The sequence below is a fragment of the Kiloniella sp. genome (assembly GCF_965205715.1).
Classification (GTDB): domain Bacteria; phylum Pseudomonadota; class Alphaproteobacteria; order Kiloniellales; family Kiloniellaceae; genus Kiloniella.
This window is the reverse complement of the sequence record NZ_CBDBHW010000002.1, coordinates 252,438-274,058: the sequence shown is the minus strand read 5'-3', so window position 1 is coordinate 274,058 and position 21,621 is coordinate 252,438. Positions and strand designations below refer to the sequence as shown.

General features: G+C 44.1%; 19 protein-coding genes. 6 read left to right on the top strand and 13 right to left on the bottom strand.

Annotation, left to right across the window (positions count from 1 at the left end):
* The first annotated feature begins 41 nt into the window (after positions 1 to 41).
* The 4 genes from ACOGW3_RS03470 to ACOGW3_RS03455 all read left to right on the top strand — a co-directional run bounded on the left by ACOGW3_RS03470 (position 42) and on the right by ACOGW3_RS03455 (position 6,653).
* The gene (locus ACOGW3_RS03470) at positions 42 to 1,922 is read left to right on the top strand and encodes an ABC transporter permease (RefSeq protein WP_419901680.1); all 1,881 of its coding nucleotides are present in this window, start codon (positions 42 to 44) and stop codon (positions 1,920 to 1,922) included.
* A gap of 9 nt (positions 1,923 to 1,931) precedes the next feature.
* Positions 1,932 to 2,813, top strand: coding sequence for a phosphotransferase (locus tag ACOGW3_RS03465; RefSeq protein WP_419901679.1), 882 nt, complete (start codon positions 1,932 to 1,934; stop codon positions 2,811 to 2,813).
* Between the two features lie 2 nt (positions 2,814 to 2,815).
* Complete coding sequence (locus ACOGW3_RS03460) at positions 2,816 to 5,275, top strand: GcvT family protein (RefSeq protein WP_419901678.1); 2,460 nt, start codon at positions 2,816 to 2,818, stop codon at positions 5,273 to 5,275.
* Between the two features lie 199 nt (positions 5,276 to 5,474).
* Positions 5,475 to 6,653 carry an iron-containing alcohol dehydrogenase gene (locus tag ACOGW3_RS03455; RefSeq protein ID WP_419901677.1) on the top strand — a complete coding sequence of 393 codons (1,179 nt, stop codon included), beginning with the start codon at positions 5,475 to 5,477 and terminating at the stop codon, positions 6,651 to 6,653.
* 87 nt (positions 6,654 to 6,740) lie between these two features.
* Here ACOGW3_RS03455 and ACOGW3_RS03450 read toward each other — a convergent pair whose 3' ends face one another.
* Together ACOGW3_RS03450 and ACOGW3_RS03445 are read right to left on the bottom strand one after the other, a co-directional pair.
* Positions 6,741 to 7,958: an NAD(P)/FAD-dependent oxidoreductase gene (locus ACOGW3_RS03450; protein WP_419901676.1), complete on the bottom strand. Its 1,218-nt coding sequence runs from the start codon at positions 7,956 to 7,958 to the stop codon at positions 6,741 to 6,743.
* Between the two features lie 74 nt (positions 7,959 to 8,032).
* Positions 8,033 to 8,260, bottom strand: a complete 228-nt coding sequence (locus tag ACOGW3_RS03445; RefSeq protein ID WP_419901675.1) for a hypothetical protein — start codon at positions 8,258 to 8,260, stop codon at positions 8,033 to 8,035.
* A gap of 292 nt (positions 8,261 to 8,552) precedes the next feature.
* Between ACOGW3_RS03445 and ACOGW3_RS03440 the strand changes: the two genes are divergently transcribed.
* Positions 8,553 to 9,281, top strand: a complete 729-nt coding sequence (locus ACOGW3_RS03440) for a hypothetical protein (protein WP_419901674.1) — start codon at positions 8,553 to 8,555, stop codon at positions 9,279 to 9,281.
* 365 nt (positions 9,282 to 9,646) lie between these two features.
* On the opposite strand, the gene ACOGW3_RS03435 is transcribed toward ACOGW3_RS03440, so the two are convergent.
* The 6 genes from ACOGW3_RS03435 to ACOGW3_RS03410 form a co-directional block, all read right to left on the bottom strand.
* A complete protein-coding gene (locus ACOGW3_RS03435; protein WP_419901077.1) occupies positions 9,647 to 10,879 on the bottom strand; it encodes an ISL3 family transposase in 1,233 nt (410 codons plus the stop codon).
* Positions 10,880 to 10,953: 74 nt separating this feature from the next.
* Positions 10,954 to 12,063 (bottom strand): P-loop NTPase, encoded by a 1,110-nt coding sequence (locus ACOGW3_RS03430; RefSeq protein ID WP_419901673.1) that lies wholly within the window; start codon positions 12,061 to 12,063, stop codon positions 10,954 to 10,956.
* A gap of 17 nt (positions 12,064 to 12,080) precedes the next feature.
* Positions 12,081 to 12,809, bottom strand: a complete 729-nt coding sequence (locus tag ACOGW3_RS03425; protein WP_419901672.1) for a CpaD family pilus assembly lipoprotein — start codon at positions 12,807 to 12,809, stop codon at positions 12,081 to 12,083.
* Positions 12,810 to 12,812: 3 nt separating this feature from the next.
* Complete coding sequence (locus tag ACOGW3_RS03420; RefSeq protein ID WP_419901671.1) at positions 12,813 to 14,204, bottom strand: type II and III secretion system protein family protein; 1,392 nt, start codon at positions 14,202 to 14,204, stop codon at positions 12,813 to 12,815.
* Positions 14,204 to 15,088, bottom strand: coding sequence for a Flp pilus assembly protein CpaB (gene cpaB / locus ACOGW3_RS03415; protein WP_419901670.1), 885 nt, complete (start codon positions 15,086 to 15,088; stop codon positions 14,204 to 14,206). The genes ACOGW3_RS03420 and cpaB overlap by 1 nt, the downstream gene beginning before the upstream one ends.
* A 188-nt stretch (positions 15,089 to 15,276) precedes the next feature.
* Positions 15,277 to 15,453 (bottom strand): Flp family type IVb pilin, encoded by a 177-nt coding sequence (locus ACOGW3_RS03410; protein ID WP_419901669.1) that lies wholly within the window; start codon positions 15,451 to 15,453, stop codon positions 15,277 to 15,279.
* A 357-nt stretch (positions 15,454 to 15,810) separates the two neighbouring features.
* Here ACOGW3_RS03410 and ACOGW3_RS03405 point away from each other — a divergent pair, with 357 nt between their 5' ends.
* A complete protein-coding gene (locus ACOGW3_RS03405; protein ID WP_419901668.1) occupies positions 15,811 to 17,295 on the top strand; it encodes a cobyric acid synthase in 1,485 nt (494 codons plus the stop codon).
* Positions 17,296 to 17,355: 60 nt separating this feature from the next.
* On the opposite strand, the gene ACOGW3_RS03400 is transcribed toward ACOGW3_RS03405, so the two are convergent.
* The 5 genes from ACOGW3_RS03400 to sufC form a co-directional block, all read right to left on the bottom strand.
* Positions 17,356 to 17,727 (bottom strand): HesB/IscA family protein, encoded by a 372-nt coding sequence (locus ACOGW3_RS03400; RefSeq protein WP_419901667.1) that lies wholly within the window; start codon positions 17,725 to 17,727, stop codon positions 17,356 to 17,358.
* 79 nt (positions 17,728 to 17,806) lie between these two features.
* Positions 17,807 to 18,208, bottom strand: a complete 402-nt coding sequence (locus ACOGW3_RS03395; RefSeq protein ID WP_419901666.1) for a DUF59 domain-containing protein — start codon at positions 18,206 to 18,208, stop codon at positions 17,807 to 17,809.
* Positions 18,208 to 19,491: an aminotransferase class V-fold PLP-dependent enzyme gene (locus tag ACOGW3_RS03390; protein WP_419901665.1), complete on the bottom strand. Its 1,284-nt coding sequence runs from the start codon at positions 19,489 to 19,491 to the stop codon at positions 18,208 to 18,210. The genes ACOGW3_RS03395 and ACOGW3_RS03390 overlap by 1 nt, the downstream gene beginning before the upstream one ends.
* A 39-nt stretch (positions 19,492 to 19,530) precedes the next feature.
* Complete coding sequence (gene sufD, locus ACOGW3_RS03385; RefSeq protein WP_419901664.1) at positions 19,531 to 20,853, bottom strand: Fe-S cluster assembly protein SufD; 1,323 nt, start codon at positions 20,851 to 20,853, stop codon at positions 19,531 to 19,533.
* Positions 20,853 to 21,602 (bottom strand): Fe-S cluster assembly ATPase SufC, encoded by a 750-nt coding sequence (sufC, locus tag ACOGW3_RS03380; RefSeq protein WP_419901663.1) that lies wholly within the window; start codon positions 21,600 to 21,602, stop codon positions 20,853 to 20,855. The genes sufD and sufC overlap by 1 nt, the downstream gene beginning before the upstream one ends.
* Between the last annotated feature and the right edge of the window lie 19 nt (positions 21,603 to 21,621).

The window sequence follows — 21,621 nt, the reverse complement described above, 5'->3', positions numbered from 1 at the left end:
TATTCTTTTATATTGAAGGCAAAGGGTTATTTCCGAAATGGATGTTCAAAATCCCACGGAAATCACAAGTTCCGGTCAAAAAATACTTTTCGAATTTTATGGATTGGTTGGTCGAAGACGCAAACTTGGGGTTCTTTACCTTTAAGGAAATGACCCGAAGTTTCTCTTGGTTACTTGATGCACCTTTATCATTTGCCACCAGTTTGTTTTCAATTGGTTTTCTAGAGGGACAGGGCAGCCAAGCCGTACAGATTCTTCCTCCCCTGTCGTGGATAGCTGTGATTGCGATGGTTATCGCCATGGGTCACTATGCCAGGGATTGGAAGCTTGCTGCTTTCATCGGTGGGTGTTTTCTTTATCTCGCTATTTTTGGCCAGTGGGACAGTGCCATGGTGACGTTAGCTTCTATCGTCATTGCTGTGCCCTTTGGTGTCATCGGTGGGTTATTATTAGCGGTTGCGGCCTATCGGTCACCGACCTTTGAGAAGTGCATATCTCCAGTATTGGATTTGATGCAAACCATTCCGGTTTTTGCTTATCTCGTACCTATTCTTTTCCTGTTTGGTTTTGGTCCGGTTGCGGCAATGATTGCAACAATCATCTATGCGATGCCACCCATGACCCGGATCGCCATTATGTCTTTAAAAGGGGTTCCAAGTGAGCTCACGGACTTCGGCAATATGGCCGGGTGTACAAAAAGGCAATTGATGTGGAAGGTTCTTGTCCCCTCGGCGACACCAGGGCTAATGGTCGGTGTTAACCAGGTTATAATGCTTTCTCTCAATATGGTTATTATCGCTTCTATGATTGGGGCAGGTGGGCTTGGGTATGATGTATTATCCTCGCTACGTCGTCTCGATATTGGTGGCGGGCTTGAGGCCGGCGTTGGGATTGTGGTTCTGGCAATTGCACTTGATCGTTTGAGCCAAGCTTTTGCAACAAGGCCAGACCCTATTCATTCGGATACTTCCCAGACGTTTATGCACCGACACCCCTGGACTATTACAGTTGCTGTCATTGCCGTGGTAACATTGTTTCTTGGAATGATCATGCCACCAATCCAGAGTTATCCAGCATCGATGGAATTGGGTGTGGGGACATCCCTTGCTGAGTTCGTAAAGTGGATAAACGTCAATTATTTTGATGCTCTTGAAGGTTATAAAACCTTTGTTCTTGTGTATTTTATGGTGCCGGTGAAGTTGGTACTCTTAAAGATGCCTTGGGCTTGGACGATCCTTCTCTTATCTGTGGGGGCGTGGCAGTTAGGTGGTGTTCGTTTATTAGCGCTTACACTTGCTCTTAGCCTCTTTATTCTCGCGACAGGTATGTGGGAAAAGGCGATGATTACGGTATATCTTTGTGGTGTATCCGTCATTATTGCCTGTGCCTTTGGTATTCCCATCGGTATTGCAGCGGCAGAGAACCAACGTTTTGGTCGTATCGTTCAGGTGGTAATCGATACCTTACAAACCCTGCCAAGCTTTGTTTACCTTATACCTGTTGTGATGTTGTTCAAAGTTGGTGATTTCTCTGCGATGGTGGCGGTTGTTCTCTATGCGATTGCCCCCGCGGTTCGTTATGCGACCCACGGTATAAAGCAGATACCGCCTGCCTTGATAGAGGCGGGTGTGACCTCTGGCTGTACCAAGCGACAATTGTTGTTCAAGATCAAATTACCCTTGGCTCTACCTGAAATTCTTCTTGGTCTTAATCAGACCATTATGTTGGCTCTTTCCATGCTGGTAATTACGGCTCTAGTCGGTACGAGGGATTTGGGGCAGGAAGTATATATTGCCCTGACCAAAGCTGATACCGGCCGAGGATTGGTCGCCGGCCTTTCAATCGCGTTCATCGCCATTATCGCTGACCGTATGATTGCTGCGGGTTCAAAAAAAGCAAAACAACGTCTCGGTATTGGGTAAGGTAAAATTATGACAAGTCGTATTGAAAAAATCTGCCAACTGCCCTGTTGGAATGGACCCGTTAATCCAGAGCCTTTAGGGGGAGGGATTACAAATCATAATTTTACCGTAAAGGATAATAAAGGGAAATATGTTGTTCGTTTCGGCGAAGATATTCCAGTTCATCACGTTATGCGTTTTAATGAACTTGCTGCAAGCAGAGCGGCGTATGAGGCAGGGGTCTCCCCCGAGGTCGTTTATGCATCTCAGGGGATTATGGTACTCCGCTTTATAGAGGGACAATGTTTTGACGAGGCGGCGGTAAGAGAACGCGGTAATCTTGAAAAGATAATTCCTCTTGTTCGCAAAGCACATAAAGAGATCCCTAAGTATTTAAGAGGTCCTTCTCTGGTTTTCTGGGTGTTTCACGTTATTCGTGACTATGCGGCAACTCTCAAAGAGAATAACAGCCGTATGCTTGGGGAAATCCCCTGGTTACTTGAGAGTGCTGAAAGCCTGGAAAAGTCGGTAGGGCAGGTGGAATTAACCTTTGGCCATAATGATCTTTTGGCCGCAAATTTTATCGATGATGGCAAACGTCTTTGGCTGTTTGACTGGGACTATGCCGGATTTAATTCACCTCTCTTTGACCTTGGGGGGCTGGTATCTAATTCAGACTTGGATCCAAATTCAGAGCAATGGGTTCTTGAAACCTACTATGAAAAGACGATTACGGATGAATTTCGTTTGAAATACGAAGCTATGAAATGTGCTTCACTCCTCCGTGAAACCATGTGGAGCATGGTGTCAGAAATAACCTCGGATATCGACTTTGATTTTAGAGCCTATACCGAAGAAAACCTCAATAAATATAAACTACAGCTACAAGCCTTCCAAAAAAGTGAGATATAATTATGAGTGATTTACCATCTTCAGACCTGCCTACAGATGCACGGATCGTCATTATCGGTGGTGGTATTGTGGGCACTTCTACGGCCTATCACCTGGGAAAAATGGGGTACAGTGATACTATCTTAATCGAACGTGGGAAGTTGACCTCTGGTACCACTTTCCACGCCGCTGGGCTGGTAGGGCAATTGCGGTCAAATGCGAATATCACCCAATTGTTGGGGTATTCAGTTGATCTATACAAGAACCTGGAAAAGGAAACGGAGCAAGCTACCGGTTGGAAAATGAACGGTGGTTTGCGGCTCGCTTGTACAGAGGAGCGCTGGACTGAGGTAAAACGTCAGGCAACAACGGCACACTCCTTTGGTCTCGATATGCAACTTTTAACACCAAAAGAAGCTCAAGAACTCTGGCCGATGATGACGATTGACGATGTAGTCGGTGCTGCCTTCTTACCAACGGATGGTCAGGCTAATCCGTCAGATATTACGCTCTCCCTTGCCAAGGGAGCTCGAATGAACGGTGTGTCCATTTACGAAGACACTGAAGTTCTGGATGTAGAAGTTGAAGACGGTCAGGTCGTTGCCGTTGTAACAAGTAAAGGCCGGATCAAGTGTGACAAAGTGGTAAACTGCTGCGGTCAATGGGCGCGCCAAGAAGCTAAAAAAGTTGGCGTTAATGTTCCATTGGTATCCGTTGAACACCAGTTCATGGTCACCGAGAAAATAGAGGGTATTACCCCTGATCTTCCAACATTGCGCGATCCCGATCGTCTGACTTATTACAAGGAAGATGTCGGTGGTCTGGTTATGGGCGGCTATGAGCCCAATGGTATTCCATGGGCAACAAAGGGTTTCCCGGAAAAATTCCAGTTCTCTTTACTTGATTCAAACTGGGACCATTTTGAACAGCTTGTTGAACTTTCACTTGGTCGGGTACCCGCCCTTGAAACCGCAGGGGTTCGCGAACTTATTAATGGGCCGGAAAGCTTTACGCCAGATGGAAATTTCATTCTTGGTGAAGCACCTGAGCTTAAAAATTATTTTGTCGGCGCTGGCTTTAATGCCTTTGGTATTGCCGCAGGTGGTGGAGCGGGGATGGCCCTGGCCGAATGGATTGTTAACGGCGAACCGCCTTACGATTTGTGGCCTGCCGATATCAGACGCTTTGGCCGGGCGCATTTTGATACTGATTGGGTCCGTAAAAGAACCCTCGAAGCTTATGGTAAGCACTACACTATGGCGTGGCCCTTTGAAGAGCATTCCAGTGGACGGCCTAATCGTCGCTCTCCTCTGTATGATCAACTTAAATGTCAAGGGGCATGTTTTGGTGAAAAGTTAGGCTGGGAACGCCCGAACTGGTTCGCTAGAGAAGGCCAGGAAGCAAAAGATATCTATACCTTCAATCGCCAAAATTGGTTTGATAACGTAGGTGATGAACATAGGTTAACGCGTGAAAATGTAACGGTTTTTGACCAGTCTTCATTTGCAAAATTTAAACTGATTGGACCTGATGCTGAAAAAGCACTGAGTTGGATTTGTGCGAATGACATTGCGAAGAAATCAGGATCATTAATCTACACTCAAATGCTAAATGATCGTGGTGGCATTGAATGTGATCTTACTGTCGTTCGGGTTTCAAACGATGAGTTTTATATTGTTACAGGAACCGGCTATGCCACCCATGACTTTGACTGGATTAAAAAGAACATCCCCGAAGGTCTGAATGCTCAATTGGTTGACGTAACCTCAGGCTACTCTGTTCTGTCTGTTATGGGGCCTAGTGCAAGGAACGCGCTTCAAAAAATCACTGATGACGATATCAGTAATGAAGCTTTTCCATTTGGCACGATGCAAACCATTGGTGTCGCAGGAGCACCTGTTATGGCTTTGCGAGTTACTTATGTTGGAGAGCTTGGATGGGAACTTCATATCCCGACGGAATTCGCCCTTAATGTTTATAATGCCCTGATGTCTGCAGGAGAAGAATTCTCCATCGGTAATGCCGGATATCGCGCTATTGAAAGCCTGCGCTTAGAAAAAGGGTATCGTGCCTGGTCTTCAGATATTGGCCCGGATCACACGCCATTAGAGGCTGGAATGGCCTGGGCTTGTAAATTGAAAAAAGAAATCGATTTCAAAGGGCGTAGGGCACTTGAAACCCAAAAAGCTGATGGTGTGAAAAAGAGCCTTTGCAGTTTCACTATCGATGATCCCTCAGTCATTCTGCTCGGGCGGGAAACAATCTATCGCAATGGGCAGCGGGTCGGATGGCTTACTTCAGCCGGATTTGGTTTTACCGTTCAAAAGAATATTGGTTATGGCTATGTGCGAAACCCGGATGGTGTTGATAAAGACTATCTAAGCTCCGGGGAATATGAGTTAGAGGTTGGAACGGAGCGTTTCGCCTGTGAGATCCACTTCGGTGCGTTATATGATCCGAAAATGGAAAAAGTGAAGCAATAATCAGAGCTTCGCATATCTTCCCTGTACTATTCTTCTGAACTGGTCTGACAAATACCGGTTCATAAGAATTTTTTACGAATTTATTTGTTGGTGTTTTGACAAAATTTGTCTTAGATATCTTCGGTCAGTTCATAAGAATTGATACATAAGCAGAATACGCACAAAGCGTATCGCCTTCCACCTCAAACGGAGAATAACCGTGAGCGAAAATATCGAACATATGCAGGGCAATTGGAACTATCCAACCGCTGTCCGTTTCGGCGTAGGCCGAATAAAAGAAATCGCTGAAGTCTGCCGTGGCCTTGGCATGAGTAATCCTCTTTTGATCACCGATGCGGGGTTGGCTGCCTTGCCAATGGTTGCAGATGTTGTTGCAACTTGTAAAGCCGATGGTCTTGGTTGTGATGTCTTTAGTAACATCAAACCAAACCCTGTTGGACAGAACATCATGGATGGAGTTGCTCATTATCACGCTGGTAACCATGATGGTGTGATCGCCTTTGGTGGCGGTAGTGGCCTTGACGCTGCTAAAGCAGTTGCTCTTATGGTTGGCCAGGATCGCCCTCTTTGGGACTTCGAAGACGTTGGTGATAACTGGACACGGGCGAATGCAGATAAAATCGCACCAATCGTTGCTGTACCAACCACATCTGGAACAGGTTCAGAAGTTGGCCGTGCGTCCGTTATTACACATGAAGAAACACACATTAAGAAAATCATTTTCCATGCGAAGATGATGCCATCTGTTGTTATCGATGATCCCGAGTTGACTGTTGGGCTACCACCTAAGCTTTCAGCAGCAACAGGTATGGATGCGCTGTCTCATAACCTGGAAGCTTTCTGTGCACCTGGATACCACCCGATGGCTGACGGTATTGCCGTTGAAGGTATCCGCCTGATCCAGAAATCTCTTGTGGACTCTGTTAAAGAGGGTACCGATCTCGTTGCACGTTCAGATATGATGATTGCTTCAAGCATGGGGGCAACTGCCTTCCAAAAAGGTCTTGGTGGCATGCATGCGCTGGCGCACCCACTTGGTGGAATTTATGATGCGCATCATGGCATGCTCAACGCAATTCTAATGCCTTACGTCCTTATCGCGAACCGTTCGGTGATTGAAGACCGCGCTGCTTACCTTGCACGTTGTCTAGACCTCAGTGATGCCTCATTTGACGGTTTGCTTCAGTGGGTTCTTGATTTGCGTACCACGCTGGACATTCCAAATGCGCTTTCTGCTATTGGCATTGATGAAAGTCGTGTTGATGAAATCGGTGTTCTTGCGACCGAAGATCCATCAGCTGGCGGCAACCCAATCCAGTTTACTCCAGAAGAGTATTCTTCAATACTTTCTAAAGCCATTCGCGGTGACTTAAGTTAAGTCTAAAAACCGATAAATGCTTTTGATGAGGGCCGATATTAATTTTGATATCGGCCCTCATTGTTTTCATCCTCAAAGGTATAGATATTACCTTAGGTATTCATCTGCTGCTTTTGCCACATGCACTGCCATAGAAAAACATCCCTGTAGTAAATAGCCCCCAGTGGGAGCTTCCCAATCAAGCATCTCACCAGTGACAAAAACGCCGGGGAGTTCGTTTAGCATCAAGTCACTGTTACAAGATGAAAATTTAATTCCGCCGGCCGTTGAAATTGCCCGTTCCAGTGGTCGCGTTTTTGTTAAGGTAATTGGTAGGCTTTTAAGTAACCTGGAGACTGTACCCGGTGAATTAAACTCTTCCTTGCTGCTATAGGCTTTCAAAAGTTCAAGAGCAGGTGAGGCGAGGTGTAATTCCTGTTTTAGAAAGCGACTTAGGCTTTGGCCTTCATTTCTTTGGGTTAATAATCTTTCTATCTTTTCGACAGGATGGTTTGGCTTTAGGTCAATTAAAATTTGTGCCTCACCAGTATTTTCAATTTTTTCTCTAATCTTTTTACTGAGTGCATAAATGGCTCCCCCCTCTAATCCATATTCAGAGAGCATGATTTCACCTTTAACGTACTTGGTATCCAGTGAGACGGAAATGTTCTTGAGGGGGTGACCAAAGATTTTCTTAGAAATATGGGCCGGCCAGTTCGTTTCAAAGCCGCAATTAGCAGGTCGGAGTGGTGTGATCTCAACATTTTTTTTAGCAAATATATCAACCCAGGATCCATCAGATCCCATTCTCGGCCAACTGGCCCCGCCCAGTGCAAAAATGGCAGTATCGTAAGACGTGCTCGCTACCTCACCCTTTTCATTTGAAATCAGTAGGTTGTTATTAGGATCAAAACCCACCCACCGGTACCGGGTATAGATTTTAAGTCCATTTGCATTAAGTTTGGTTATCCACTCGCGCAAAAGTTCGGTGGCTTTAAATTTTCGTGGAAAGACGCGCCCGCTAGAGCCTACAAACGTATCTTGTCCCAAACCATGGCAGAATTCTCGTAAATCCTGTGGCGTAAAGTTATTGAGGAGTGGCGTAAAAAAAGATGAGTTTTCGTAATATTTAGTTGCGAAGTCTTTTAAATCTTCACTGTGAGTAAGATTTAAGCCACCTCTGCCCGCCAATTGAAATTTTCGTGCGATTGAGGGCTTGGCTTCATAGAGCGATACTCTATGACCGAAGGATAAAAGCTGGTGAGCTGCCATTAGCCCTGCTGGGCCACCGCCTATTATAACAATATGTTTTGAGATTTTCTTCACCTGATTTTCCCTGCCGATGGAGCCTTATAGGTACTCTTGCGGTAGGTGGCTAGTTTTGTGTGAACTGTTTGAACTTAGGTTTTGTCTTTGTCTTTTAAGGCATTTAGGACTTTTTCTGCAAAAGCACCCTGGTCATGTCGACCTTGTAAAAATAGCTCGACGGTTTTCCGTGCTGATTCTTTATCATAAGGAACTTGGCCGTTCATGCGGAGCTCAATTTCTTTGAGAACTTCAGGTCCCAATTTATCTCTGATTGATTTTAGATCTTTTAGGACCTGCTCTTTAATATCATCATTCGACATTATGGTATCCTTCAGCCTTATCGATCTATCGCGTTGTTATTAAATATGTCTATTTGCCATGGAAAAAACACAAGTGGCGCATATTTTCTCATTATTGGTTATGCTAAGAACCTGATTAACTATATTTCTAATAGTATGCGGCTTTTAAATTAAAATCCAATGCTTCGATCTGCTTGGTGATAATTGGTATAATTTAGAGTTGCCATCCCGTACTATTGAGGTATATCAACGATTGGAGTTGCAATATTGGTGCAACCCGATCTTAACACATTTTGTATGGATAGTTACTTCGATGTCTCTCGGCCTTCGTGAATCTCGCCGTCGTCGCTCACACAATTTTCGTTGGGCACTATTTAAATGGATGATTGCACTTATTCTTATCGGTGCAGCAGGCTGGTATTCTTATATGGCGGGTTTAGAACTAGCCAACCGTAAGGTCGTTACTCTTAATGAGAAAAATAATGAGCTTGAGCATACTGTCCAAGAACTTTTGGATTTGCGCGACAAGCTTAATGTTGAGTTAGATAACACAAAACAGACCGCTTCTGAATGGGAGGGGCGCTACCGTGATGATGTGCCTACTGGTGATCTCAAGGTTATTGTAACGAACCTCCAAGAAAAAATTAGCAATGGTGTCTCCTTGGATCGCTTAAACTTTTTAATTGCAAGTGCTGAGAACGAACAGGTTTGTGACAATAATCCTGTAGCAAAACGCTTTTACGTAAATACTCCGATCTATGCAGGGGTGAACGATAATGTGAGCTTTGCACGTGGTGGGGTAACGATTACAGCTAATGGGGTGTCGGCCTTTAATGCGGAAAATAAAGTTGAAGCCTGGTATGACCCAGCAAAACCACTGGATTTTGTCTTTACACTTCTCGGTGGGAAGAAAGTAAAGCTCAGTGGTAAATTACCGCTACACCAGTCAATAGTCGTGAATGGATCAGAGTACAGGTTCTCCCTAAAAACCGGTGCCCGAGGTTTTGTACAAGTAGTCGGTGATCGCTGCGATTATCCATAATAAATAAAAATGAGCTGAATAAATGCTGTCCGAGGCACTCACTTATATTTTCGCCAAGTGCCAAAATAAATTTAAGCGTCTCGGATATTTACATGAAGCAATCGCCATTGATGCACGGCGTAAAAGATGCCAGTCGGCCTGGTCTACACATTTAAAACACTCACAAGAAACGATAATAAAGGCCGTTGAAAGAACCTCAGGTAGAACACGCATTGTTCTTCTCGGGGCAGGGGCAGGTTATGATATTCCCCTTGAATATCTACTTTCTAATTACAGTGAAATACATCTCGTTGATGTTGTTTTTCTCAATTCTATCCGAAAGTTAACTAAAAAATATTGGCTCTTCTCCGCTTTGTTGAGTAGATTTAGGATTTCAAATAGAGCATAGATTGATTATCTGGAATGGATGATTGTCTAATTTTGAGTTTGAAGTATTCGGTATCCTTGATGCCTCTGGCTCGCTTACGGATCATTCCTATACTGACATTACCAGCCTCTATCCTGGCGCTTGTGAGCTTGTGTTTGGCGTAGTTGCAGATGCCCACACAATGTTTCCGTAGGGATTTCGCGAACTTTTTTAGATAGAGCATCTGTGACTGATCTGCTATCAGGCACCAACGTTCCAGTTGCTCCGCCATCGCCTCAAATGAAGCGGCACTCCACAGCAGCTGAAGCTGTTCTTTCAAGACGTAAAGTGCATTCAGGTTGCTATTGCTCTCCAGCAACCTTTGCAGCTTGTCACTTTGTTTTTCACTCAACTTATCCGCATTTTTGAGCAACAGATAATGTGTCCCTTTCATCAACTCTTTACCACTTGGATCGGCCTTTCTGAACTCAAGTCGACGCTGATTATGGATAGCTTTGCTGTAGTTTTTCATGACGTGGAAACGGTCAAATACTATGTCGGCCAACGGCAAGGACTCTCTGACAGCCTTTTGGTAGGCAGGCCCCATATCCATCGCTACGGCCTTTATTTTGCAGGCTGTATCTGGTTGCAGTTGTTTCAAAAACCTTGAAAAAACCTCGGCAGTTCGGCCTGCTTCAACCCAGATCAGATGACCGCCAACCATATCGTAGACCACCGTCATGTAGTCATGACCTTTCGCCCGGGCAACTTCATCTACACCAATATATTCCAAGCCAGTTAGCTCTGCAGGATCAAGCGTAGGGAGAGTTTCAATAAGGTATGCCCTGTCGATATTCTTGACCGTTTCCCATCGTATATCCAAATGTCTGGAAACCGCTTGAATAGACATATGCCGACATAATCCACTGATCAGTCGGCAAAATCGGTGAGTGAAACGGCACCCTTTATCAACAAAATCACACCCCTCAATGCGGCGTTCGCCCTTGTTAATATAAACCTGCGCCAGCTCAATCTCGACCACACAAGGATACCCAAAAAGGGGGATGTCGTTTACTTGTCGGCGGACATGCTGGTTGATGCTTCCCTTCTGGCCTGTAGCAGGGTCTATAGCCCTCCTACGCGCGTCTCGGCTGCAGTGAATGACAATCTTAACACCGCCGTCATCCAGTTTAATTTCATTTACACGTTGCCCTTTGAGGCCTAAAATATGCTGCGAGATGTTGATTGTCATATACCTGCTCTATGTAAAGTTATCAGAAACCATACATATCAACAGGTTACTTGGCGGTCGGCATCTTTTTCTACTCAACAAAGCGGAGAAGAGCCAAGTTTGTTATCTTCTGGTATATTGGCAACTACTTTCATCCCGAGAGCCTTTTCAAACTCGCCAGGTGGCATTGCTGTATGTTGGTTACCGGTTTTATTCGCGACAATGAGAACTTTACAATCGGAATTTATCGTTTTGATTGCGCTGTGCGTTCTTATTGTATCTCTTAGGCTTGGCAAGCTGTAATCAGTTACAAGTATTATGGTACCAGCTTCAGAAAGGATGCTCTTTCTCAGTTTTACGGCAGATCTTGGGGTATCAATAATTAATTGCTGATGCTCTCGTGATAAAGATTCCAAAAGAATTGCGACACCGTCATGAGTAAAGACGACGTCTTCATTCAAGTTTTCCTCTGTTGCCATTACAGCCAGATTATCAGACAGTTTTGCCGTCGTACTTGATATGAATAGGCTATCTAACCGTTCCGGGTTTTCCAGTGCTTCACGAAGTCCTCTTGTTGGCTCTACATCAAGCGCAAGCGCAATGGTACCGAATTCAATATCCATATCCAGTAAGGCCGTTTTTACGGCAAGTTGTTCTGCTAAAACCCATGAGAGATTTACGGCGATTGTACTAGCCCCAACTCCGCCTCTGGCGCCAATTACGACCGTTTTATTGTTATGATTTTCCTGATAGTCATTGTCATGCTGAATTAAAACTTCATCAGATTTATCTGCCTTGTGAATTGCATTGAGAAGGCTTTTTTCTGTCAAAGGTTTAAGAAGGTAGTCCGATACTCCGATATCAATCATCTCACGGTAAAACCCGATATCGTTGACAGTACCAACGGCGATGGCTTTAGTTGATTCGGGAAGGGCGGTTATGAGTGAAAATATAGAAGTCGCCGCCGATAATTCATCACTACCAATATCAACGATCAAATATCTCGGGGGTTCGCTAGCACTAAGGTAATTCATTGCATCTTGGCAATTACCATCACGTACTTCAGCAGGGAAACTTAGTTGTTTTGCAACTGACAAAGTTACATCGTGCGTTTGTCCATCACTGACAAACCCCACCATCTCTGGAACGACATCTAAATCATTGTCCAGATCGCCAAATATATCGTCGATGTTACTCGCTGGCATAATCTTTTTTTGTCCTTTTATTCATCGCTACCAGAAGCAACACCTGATGCATCTAGAGGAGTAATTTCCCCTCTTCTATAGCGATCAATACCTAGAGTTACTGCTGTAGAATCTGCTGATGACATTGTTCCAGAACCATCTAATGCTTCAGGTGACACCACCATGTTCGCGAGATTGACCTCTTGTACGCAACCGAATGTTCGTCTAGTGGGGCGCGTCCCAACAGGGTGCGGTTTGATATCGCAATCAGGAGCAACAATAATTTTCCTATGAATTAATATTGCTGCGTTATGTTGGCTTGGATCCAAAATTGCTATGGGACGTACTGATTCTTGTGCCTGGTAACCGATTTCATTTAATGCAAACCGTAGTCGGTTTATTGCATTCTGTGATTCCGTTGTTGGCCGACCGATGTTATTTCGCAGTCCATCAAGTAAAATGATGTCCGTAGCTGTTATATTATAAGCGTTGATAAACTCTTTTAACTCAATGTTTAATTTATCTGTTTCTACATAACCGGAAGGTATTTGAAAGCCTTCTGAGGCGATGTAATTAAACGTTTGAGTTCTCGGTGTTGTTGGCAGTGGGCGCCAGCTACCTGTATTTAATAAATTTCTACCTGCTTGTACGGTCTGATCTATAGGGTCTTGCACCATAAAACCCTGTTGTTCCGTACAGCCTGCAAGAAATGGTATGGCAAGTACTGTCATCCATAATGATTTAGGGCCTGTAATTAAACGGGACATTATTTACTCCACAATAAAGGTGGGTTCAGACGTTGTCGTATATTGTGTCGTGAAATCACTCGTGTTTGATTTACCGGTATCCGTTTTGCCAAGTTTGGTCGGTGCAACAGTTGTATCAGTCTGTGCAACGTATGGATCTGTAGGCAAGGGGATTGGAGCGTTTGATGGTTTTACAATATAGGGTGTAACCACGATAACCAGCTCGCTTTCGCTGTTTTGAAAACGCTCACTTTTAAAGAGCCGTCCAAGAATTGGAATATCTCCGAGCCCGGGTACTTTATTGTTAACTTGTGTTTGGTTATTAAGGATGAGACCCGCGATTGCAAAGCTCTGGCCCGAACCGAGGTCAACTGTAGTCTCAACTCTTCTGGTTGATAGGGCTGGGATTTCAACCTCACCAAGTGTAACAGCGCCATCTGATGAAAGCTGACTAACTTCAGGTCTTACACGCAAGGAGATTCTATTATCTCCGACGATGGTTGGCGTGAAAGCCAAGCTGACACCAAATTCTTTGAATTCGACAGTGATGCTTCGTACCCCGTCTGAAACTTCAGAGCCCACGGGCACAGGGAATTCACCACCTGCTAGAAAAGTAGCCGTCTCTCCGGATACAGCAGTCAGGTTCGGTTCTGCCAGAATTGTTACAAGCTCGTCTTGGGCAAGAGCGTCAATCAAAACATTGAGGTTAAAGTAGTTTCCAATTGTCGATGTGATACCCAATAAGTTCGGAGGGCTTGTCGCAAGTATCGTTGACGTTGTCGTGGTCAGTGAGAGATTGGTCAGTCCGTCATTAAAGTTAGTGCCTGTCCAATTGAACCCGAATTGTTCAAGGACATCATTTCGGACCTCTGCAATTCTGACGCGGAGATGTATTTGGTCTGAAGCCGTAATCGACATTTGAGATATAATGCGTTCAACTTCTGGATCAATAAAACGGAAAGCTAATCTTCGGGCATTATCGACATCAGTCGGATTCTTTACCTCGCCTGTTAACAATATGCCGTTATTTATAGAGCTCGCGGTTATTTTATGGCCAGGTATAGCTTTGTCGAAAGCTTCTTCTAGCGATTTAAGGTTATGACTTACTTTAACAGGTATACTTGCTAAAACTTGATCATTACTATCGATCGCAAATAAACTGGTTGTTCCAGCTTTACGACCGAAGACATATACGAGTTTTGCAGATTTAACATTTAAATCAGCGATTTCAGGATTTGCGATAAAGATATTAGAGGCGGCCCGGGGAAGTCTTAATAATTTTCCTTCCCCCATCTCTATTTCCATAGCTTCAGAATCGACTTCAACAGTCTGAAATGATTGTGCTTTGGCTGTGTTAAAGGCTGAATGAGTAAATAATAGGAGCGAAAGAAAAACGACCTTAAGCAAGAATTTCATTATTTTCCCCCAATTTTTACAGAACTACTACCCTTGGAAATGACTAAGGAACTACCTGTCGGACTTTCGTTTCGTACTAAAACTTCTGCAGCTTCGTAGTCCCAGGTATAGCTATCCCCCTTAGAAGGGCTTGCATCTTCTGAAAAATCACCTGTTTCAGTTATGAGTTCTAACTCTTCATCATCCTTAGCTAGGGGACGAAGAGCTAACGATATCTTGCCTATAATAGCAGAAACCGCGACGATTTCTACTTGTGATGGTTTTAACTCTACTGTAACCGTCTTGGCACCAGCATTGGTCTTACCAGTTTCAGTTCTTAAAGCGGTTCCAAGAGCGAGTACACGGACGTTCGTGAGGATGGTTTCACTCGCCATCCGTTTTTGTTTTTTATCTTCTTCGTTCTTAATGGTCATTGATACGACCATATCGACGCGGTCACCGGGGAAAACTAGCCCGCTTACACTTGTTTCGCTTGAAATATTAACAGAAAGTGCCCTGTGGCCAGGCTTTAGAACAACGGCGAGAAATCCTCTCTCGCCAGGGCTAACGAGCCTTTTTATATTAATAGGTTCGCCGACAGTAATTCCTGTTCTTGAAACGCGTCCCGTTAAATCTTCTACTTTGAATTTATCTTTTCTCAAATGGTAGTCGGAAACATAGTTTTCAGGCCAGGACTGCCAAACAAAATCATTTTCATTCACGAATTTACCAATCGGAATGTCTTTTTTAGCAGTCAGAATTTGGATTTCTGCCTTTGGTTCTACTGCGATTGATTGAGCAGATTGAGTAGGGCGCTTATTCGCTTTTAGCCAATTATTGGCGATAAAAGCGGTTCCACCACTGAGCATCAGAGCGATAAGTATGAGAAGAATTCGTTTTGCCATCATAGTGGCAATGTTAGGTCAATAGGGTAAACGTTTTGTAAATTTTTAAAGATCTACGGTATTTAATTCAATTAACAAGTGCATGAAGGAATTGAGAATAAAGGCTTTAGCTATTATAAAAAATTAAATTTGAGCAAAAAAAAACTGACCCGAAAAGGTCAGTTTTTTTAATATTTTTTGTATTGGTATTAACTTGCAGCGTCTGAAAGCTCAGAGTCGACTTTACCAAAGATATCTACAAGTGAACTACCCATGCTACCCAGTGCAGTAATGGCTGCAACGGACACGAGGGCTGCAATTAGGCCGTATTCAATAGCTGTTGCGCCAGAGTCGTTATCGATAAAAGATTTAACAAATTTGCTCATTGTGGGCTCCTATTCCTCATTTGAACTTGGGATCATAATGGCACCCAACTATTAACAAACAGTAAATATTTATCTAATTCTATTTTTTAATAAGAATAGATATTATTTATATTGTATAGGTGGCTTTAAGTAAAGTAATAATTAATTGATTACATATTTGTATTTAATATATTTAAAATTTTATGTATCTGTTCATAATTGTTTGAGAGAAATACATGCGAAGCTGTTCGGCTGATTAAGATGAGTGACAATTTCAATGAGAACTTGGATATTGATGTGATTCAAGTTAATAGAGCTGGGAATTAAAATACCCAAGTATATATTTGTTTTTACTCCTAATAAAATGGCGAGGGTAACTTGGCAGTAGCTATCATGTTTCAGGGAACGGGCTCTGATGTCGGTAAATCCTTATTAGTTGCTGGCCTTGCACGCGCCCTAAGTAATCGAGGATTAAGTGTACGACCTTTCAAACCTCAGAATATGTCTAATAATGCAGCTGTGACTTCTGAGGGGGGAGAGATCGGACGTGCACAGGCCTTGCAGGCAAGAGCATGTCGAGTAGAAGCCTCTACTGATATGAATCCCGTATTACTAAAGCCTCAAACAGATCTTGGATCCCAGGTTATTGTCCAGGGAAAAATTTGGGGAAATACGAATACTGGAAATTATTGGCAGAAGCGTCATGAATTGATGCCTACCGTGCTCGAAAGCTTTTCACGGCTTGGAGAGGGGGCAGATATTATACTGGTAGAGGGCGCAGGTAGTCCTGCTGAGGTGAATTTAAGAAGCGGTGATATTGCGAACATGGGGTTTGCAGAAGCTGCTGATATACCTGTTATTCTTATTGGTGATATCGATCGTGGTGGTGTGATTGCTTCTATTGTTGGAACTGGTGAGCTCATTCAGCCCGACGAAAAAGAACGTATAAAAGGAATTTTGATAAATAAATTCCGTGGAGACATTAATCTTTTTAAGTCTGGGATCAAAATAATAGAGGAAAAAAGCGGTTTTCCATCCCTTGGAGTCATTCCATTTTTTCACCAGGCTCGAAAATTACCAGACGAAGATGCCGTGAGTGTTCAATCGGCCTCTCATCAAGAGCGGGGGGAGGAGGATGGGCTCATACGTATAGCGGTATTGCTCATTTCCCGGATTTCCAATTTTGATGACTTTGATCCTCTAATTGCTGAGCCAGATGTGGAGCTTATCTTTATTCACCCAGGTGAAGTAATTCCTGCGAATACAAATTTAGTTATACTCCCGGGATCAAAAGCAACGATTGCAGACCTCGCTTTTCTCAGACAACAGGGGTGGGATATTGATCTCGCTGCACATGTTCGTAGGGGAGGCCAGGTGTTGGGAATATGTGGTGGTTATCAAATGATGGGCCAGAGCGTATCTGACCCTGAGGGTATAGAGGGCGATATAAAATCAATACAGGGTTTAAATTTATTGCCAGTTGAGACAGTATTAACTTCTGATAAAACTCTTATCAAAGTATCTGGTATTGATGTGCTTAGTACTGAGGAAGTATCTGGTTATGAAATGCATGTAGGTGTAACTACGGTGCATGAAAGTGCTGTAGATGTATCCCCAATGCTTTCTTTAGGTGATAAAGATGAAGGCGTGAGTTATAACGCTGGGCAAATATCCGGCTGTTACCTTCACGGCTTGTTTGCTTCTGATAACTTCAGATCTGCTTTTCTCTCAAGAATAAGAAATAGAGAAGCCAGCACGGTGTTGTTTGAGAATGAAATTGAGACGACACTAGATGAGTTGGCTCTACATCTTGAGAAATCAGTAGATATTGACCAGATTCTTCAAATATCAGGCTATTGTTGATGTTGTCTTTAAGGACGCAGAAAAACTGTAGCCTGGTTAATATACGTTTTGTCTCGGGTGTTAAGTGATAAGTTCGGCTTTGTTACTTTCAGGGGCGACATGAAAACTTTCGCCGCAACCGCACCGACCTGCTTCGTTGGGGTTGTTGAATACAAATGAGCTTTGGAATTTATCTGTTACAAAATCCATTTCACAGCCAATTAGATACATAACGGCGGTCGGCTCGATAAAGATTTTTACACCCTTATCTTCGACAATATCTTCAAATTTCTTCTGTTCTTTTGCGTATTCGACAACGTAACTAAGTCCTGAGCAACCTTTGGTGCTGATGCCGACACGAAGCCCGAGGACAGCTTCATCGGTGCTTTGGTCCATAAGGGTTTTTACGCGCTCAGCGGCTGCATCTGTAAGGGTGATGAGTTTGGGCATCATCGGTTTAAAATCTCTTCGTCAATACGTTTACGGGCATACTATATATTAAGTAGGGTGTTATCCCTAAATATTAAAGTCCCTACATGAATAACCCTAGGGCAAGTTGGGCATCGTCACTCATCATATTTTTGTTCCAGGGTGGTGACCATGTGAGAGTCACAGTGACTTCACCAACACCCTCAACAGCAGCAACGGCCTGAGCAACTTGTAAAGGAAGCTCTCCGGCAACAGGACAGTTAGGTGCGGTGAGTGTCATACTGACTTCCACGGTTCCTTTATCATCCATATCGTGACCATAGATCAGGCCGAGATCATAGATATTGACTGGTATCTCAGGATCGTGAACTGACTGGAAGGCATCAATAATGGCCCCTTTATTCGCAAGTGCTGTGCCTTCAATCAGAGGAGAGCCAGCGTTCGCTTTAAAACCTTCTTCTGCTTTTGGGAGGAAGTCGGTTAAGCTTTTGCCGTCATCAAACATTAGCTAAAGAGCTCCCTAACTTTTTCCAGAGCATCGGCCAAAGCATCAACCTCTGCGCGTGTGTTGTATATCCCAAAGGAAGCACGCGCTGTAGCAGGGAGATCAAAGCGCTGCATGAGAGGTTGTGCACAATGGTGCCCAGCTCTCACTGCTACGCCACGGCGATCAAGAATGGTGCCTATGTCGTGGGCATGGGCTTCTTCCATTGTGAATGAAAGGATGCTGGCTTTTTCTTTTGCGCGGCCAATGATCGTGAGACCTTGAATTCGGCTCAAGCGTTCAGTCGCGTAGGCGAGTATGCCATTTTCATGTGCGGCTATATTCTCTTTACCGAGAGCTTCTATGTATTCAATGGCGGCGCCAAGACCAATTGCTTCAACAATGGCGGGAGTGCCAGCTTCAAAGCGATGAGGAATCTCTTTGAAAGTTGTTTTTTCAAAGGTAACGAGATCAATCATTTCTCCACCCCCCTGATAGGGTGGCATCGAATTCAACAGATCGGCTTTTCCATAAAGTACGCCAATACCGCTTGGTCCATAAACTTTGTGACCAGAAAAGCAGTAGAAGTCTGGATCAAGATCTTGAACGTCGATATGGGCATGAGGAGCTGCCTGGCACCCATCGACAAGAACCTTGGCTCCGTGAGCATGGGCGACCCTGATAATGTCTTTAATCGGGGTTATCGTACCTACTGCATTGGAGATGTGGGTTATCGCGACTAGTTTGGTTCTCGGCGTGAAGAGCTGCTCGTATTCATCGAAAAGGAAGTTTGCATCACCATCTACGGGAACAACCTTAATTTCTATACCAATTTGATCGCGAAGGATTTGCCATGGAACGATATTAGAGTGATGTTCCATATGAGAGATGATAATTTCATCTCCTGCCTTTAAGAAGTGACGACCATAACTCTGAGCAACCAGATTAATAGCTTCTGTGGCACCTTTGGTGAGAATGCATTGATCGGGGCTTTCCGCATTTATAAAACGAGCAGCAGCAGTCCTGCCGGATTCAAATGCCTCAGTACAAGCTTGACTGAGACTATGGACCCCACGGTGAACATTGGAATAATAGGTTTCATAGGCTTCGTTCATCCGATCTAGAACCTGACGGGGTTTTTGAGCGGAAGCAGCACTGTCTAAATAGACGAGTGGTCGGCCATATATCTCACGCTGAAGAATAGGAAAGTCCTCGCGAATGCGATCGACATCAAAGGCTTGCAGAGAGTTATCTCCTGCTTGGATGTTTCCTGTTTCTACTTCTATTGCGTTTCCTACGCTCATCATGGTGTCCTTATATGTCTGAGCTTTTTGATAAGGCTTTTAGTTTGGGTTCTGTTCCAGCCAATCAGCGATTTTGACCAGTAACAGGTCCTTTAAGTCTTCATTCTGTACTGCTTCCACTGCATCGGCGAGAAAAGCATTAACCAGAAGTGATTGAGCCTGCTCAGAGGACAAGCCGCGTGAGCGAAGGTAGAACAGCTGTTCTTCATCAATTTGACCAGAAGTGCAGCCGTGACTACAAATGACATCATCTGCAAAAATTTCGAGCTCAGGCTTTGCATCAACTTCTGCGCGATCTGAAAGTAACATCGCGCGGTGAGACTGATTTCCGACTGTTTTCTGAGCGAGTTCATGAACGATAATCTTGCCTTGGAATACACCGCGAGCCTTGCCGGCGAGTACACCTTTAATCACTTCATCACATGTCGTATGAGGTGATTTATGATCAACACGGGTTGTCATATCACAGTGTTGATCATCAGTTCCCATATAGGCCCCGTTAAGATGGCAAGATGAATTTTCTGCTATTAGGCTGACATTCGTTTCAGTACGGGACAGTCGTGCTCCAGTATTTAGAAGGAAGTTATCGTAACTGGCGCCCTTATCCACAACAGCTTCAGTTGAGGAAACAAGAAAAGCAGCTTTGTTGCTGGCTTGAACCCGATAGTGGTGGAGAGTTGCGTTTTCGCCAACAGAGACTTCGGTTGCTGAGTTAGAAAAATAAACGTTATCACTTCTGTCCGTAACGTTCTCAATAATCGTGACTTTACTGCCAGAGCCCACAGAGACAACATTGCGGTTATGATAGGATTGTTCAGCTTTACCACCACCCATGTGAAGAATTTCAATAGGAAGGTTCACAGAGACATCTTTGGCAATATCTATAACATTACCATCTGTCATCAGCGCTGTATTAAGAGCGACGAGAGGTTGTTCTTCTGCACGATCACGTGAAACTATTGATGTTTCAAGGTCAGAGGCACCAGATTTAATCGCGGAAGCAAGACTTTGAACCGAAACACCAGCTGGCAGGGTCTTATCTGACAAATCTGCAGAATAACTGCCGTCGATAAATACAAGCCTGAAAGAGGCGCCTTCTGCGAGCAATCTTGGTAACTCATTATTGTTTGCAGAAGCTGGGCCCTGAAGAGAAGGCCCCGAGAATGCCTGCTTTTTCAAGGGATTCAGGTTAGTAAATTTCCAGAGTTCAGTTTTACCCGTGGGCAATCCGACCTGATCAAAAAGAGCGATATTCTTAGCTCGCAAATCTGCAAGCCAAGTGATCTCTGAGCCAGGCAGATTATCTTTACTTTGGTCGTATTGGGCAATGAATGCCTCTTTATCAGATGCAAGCGTAACCATTAGGCTGCCTCACCAGGATAATCCGCATACCCTTTTTCTTCGAGCTCGAGGGCGAGTTCTTTGCCGCCAGTACGCTGGATTTTGCCATGAGCAAGTACGTGTACTTTATCTGGAACAATATAGTTCAACAGGCGTTGGTAGTGAGTAATCACCAGAATGGCGTTATTTTCAGCGCGTAATTTATTTACACCTTCAGCAACAATTTTAAGCGCATCAATATCGAGGCCAGAATCAGTTTCATCCAGAACAGCAAGTTTTGGGTTAAGAACGGCCATTTGAAGAATGTCGTTACGTTTCTTTTCTCCACCAGAGAAGCCAACATTCACAGCACGTTTAAGCATATCGTCCTTGATGCCGAGCTCTTTCGTTTTGCTTCGGATCAGTTTCACGAATTCCATGCCGCCGAGTTCTTCTTCTCCGCGGTATTTGCGTTGTGCGTTCAATGCTTCTTTAAGGAAGGTTGTATTTGTTACACCAGGGATTTCTACCGGGTATTGAAAAGCAAGGAAGATACCTTCGCCAGCACGTTCTTCAGGCTCAAGCTCAGAGATGTCTTTGCCATCAAAAGAGACGCTTCCTTCCGTGATGTCATAATCGTCCCGACCAGCGAGAACATTTGCCAGAGTAGATTTTCCAGAGCCATTTGGGCCCATAATGGCGTGTACTTCGCCTTTGTTGATGTTTAGGTCAATGCCTTTAAGAATGGATTTGCCATCGACTTCAGCGTGTAGGTTTTTAATTTCTAACATCTTTTATTTCTCTGCTCTT